1 protein-coding gene is annotated in these 305 nt (G+C 72.5%); it reads left to right on the top strand.

What is annotated here, in order from left to right; translation table 11 throughout:
• On the top strand, positions 1-305 hold a 305-nt coding region (locus tag ACLF6P_RS30040), incomplete at both ends, for a beta-ketoacyl synthase N-terminal-like domain-containing protein (protein WP_415954584.1).

Raw genomic sequence — 305 nt, 5'->3', positions numbered from 1 at the left:
CACGGCGTGTTCGTCGTCGCTGGTGGCCCTGCATCTGGCGGGCCAGGCGCTGCGCTCCGGCGAGTGCGACATGGCGCTCGTGGGCGGTGTCACCGTGATGGCGGGCCCCGGTTCGTTCGTGGAGTTCTCCCGGCAGGGCGGTCTCGCGGCCGACGCCCGCTGCAAGGCGTTCGCCGAAGCGGCGGACGGTACGGGCTGGTCGGAGGGCGTCGGTGTGCTGCTGGTGGAGCGGCTGTCGGATGCGCGCCGTAACGGCCACCAGGTCCTCGCCGTCGTACGCGGTTCAGCGATCAACCAGGACGGCG

This window comes from Streptomyces lothianensis (assembly GCF_047779955.1).
In the GTDB taxonomy this organism is placed as follows: Bacteria; Actinomycetota; Actinomycetes; order Streptomycetales; family Streptomycetaceae; genus Streptomyces.
Note: the sequence above shows the minus strand (reverse complement) of the source record. Positions and strands in the feature narration are given on the sequence as shown.